Origin of the sequence: Levilactobacillus koreensis JCM 16448 (genome assembly GCF_001435525.1) — a bacterium.
Taxonomy (GTDB): domain Bacteria; phylum Bacillota; class Bacilli; order Lactobacillales; family Lactobacillaceae; genus Levilactobacillus; species Levilactobacillus koreensis.
Map to the genome: position 1 here is coordinate 1 of NZ_AZDP01000036.1, position 1,455 is coordinate 1,455.

A 1,455-nucleotide genomic window follows, 5' to 3' on the forward strand; every position below is an offset into this window, starting at 1 on the left:
TGAAGTGCCGTAAAATTATTAGACAGAGAGACTAATAATTTTGAGGTGGTTCTATGAAGAAATATACGTTTGAGCTCAAGAAACGAGTGGTCAAAGAATACTTAGATGGTCAGGGTAGTGCTTTAGACTTGGCTGCTAAGCATGGAATGGCTACTGCAAGTCTCGTGGCCCGTTGGGTTAGTCAGGTTAGATCAGGAGGCTTTAAGGCTCTCCATAACCATGGCTGGATTCGATATCCCCTGGAGTTCAAAATGGAAGTGGTAGACTATTACCTGAACAATCATGTGAGTTTAAGTGCTACAGCTCGGTATTTTGAAGTTGATAACCCTACCATTAGTAAATGGGTTTCTAACTATCGGAAGAAAGGCATCGATGGCCTTGAACCAAAGGATAAGGACAGGTATCAATCGATGAAAAAACAACCAAGACCAACCACTGAAAAGGAGCGTCATCTCCAAGCAGAACAACGGTTAGAGCATGAATTATATCAAGTCAAGATGGACCGTGATGCTTTAAAAAAATTGTTAGACGTAACTCGCAAAAACCATCCAATGGAGACAAAGCAGAAGTAGTCTATGAGTTACGGGAAAAGTATCCAATTCGTCAACTTCTCAAGGTTTTACACTTGAAACGTGCGACCTACTATGATCGACTGAAACGCAATGAGAAACCAGATAAGTATGCACGATTGAAGAACGAGATTAAGAAAATCTTCGTTCAATCTAAACAAACTTATGGCTATCGGCGCATTCAGTTGTGTACAGAACGTGATGGCTTCAAAGCTAGCCCAGATACTATTCTTAAGCTCATGAATGAAATGGGTATTCGACCTAACATGTATTCTCGACATACGTCCAAGTATCGGTCATATAAGGGTAAAGTTGGGGAGGTAGCTCCCAACATTCTTAACCAGCGTTTCAACGCGACTCAGCCCCTCTCAGTGCTTCACACAGATGTCACCCAAGTACGACTGACCAATCAAAAATGGGCTTATATTTCAGCGATTATCGATGAAGCTAGTCGAAGTGTGTTGGCCGTTAAGATCAGTGCTCACCCAGATAAAAAGCTTATTAAAGCGACACTAAATTCACTTAAGCCCAAACTGCCAGATGATACTTTTCCAATTCTTCATTCCGACCAAGGCTGGCAGTATCAGATTAAGAGTTATCGTCATAAGCTACACAAAATGCATATTATTCAAAGCATGTCGCGAAAAGGTAACTGTCACGACAATGCGCCGATTGAAAGCTGGTTCAACCTACTAAAGCGAGAATGTCTTTATCGCCATAGTTTAAAGAGTCTAACGTCCTTGAGGAGACTCGTCGCACGTTACGTCAAATGGTTTAATACGGAGCGCATCACTTTAATTCATGGTGGATTAACCCCTGCCGAGTATTGTCAGAAGATGCTAGTTGCATAGGTCAGAAAAGTGTCTAACATTTTACTTGCACTTCA

2 protein-coding genes are annotated in these 1,455 nt (G+C 41.6%); both read left to right on the top strand.

The window, feature by feature from the left end:
• The first annotated feature begins 53 nt into the window (after positions 1-53).
• Positions 54-572, top strand: coding sequence for a helix-turn-helix domain-containing protein (locus FC99_RS02685; RefSeq protein WP_048732983.1), 519 nt, complete (start codon positions 54-56; stop codon positions 570-572).
• 26 nt (positions 573-598) lie between these two features.
• Positions 599-1,420 carry an IS3 family transposase gene (locus FC99_RS02690; RefSeq protein WP_048732984.1) on the top strand — a complete coding sequence of 274 codons (822 nt, stop codon included), beginning with the start codon at positions 599-601 and terminating at the stop codon, positions 1,418-1,420.
• The last annotated feature ends 35 nt before the right edge of the window (positions 1,421-1,455 follow it).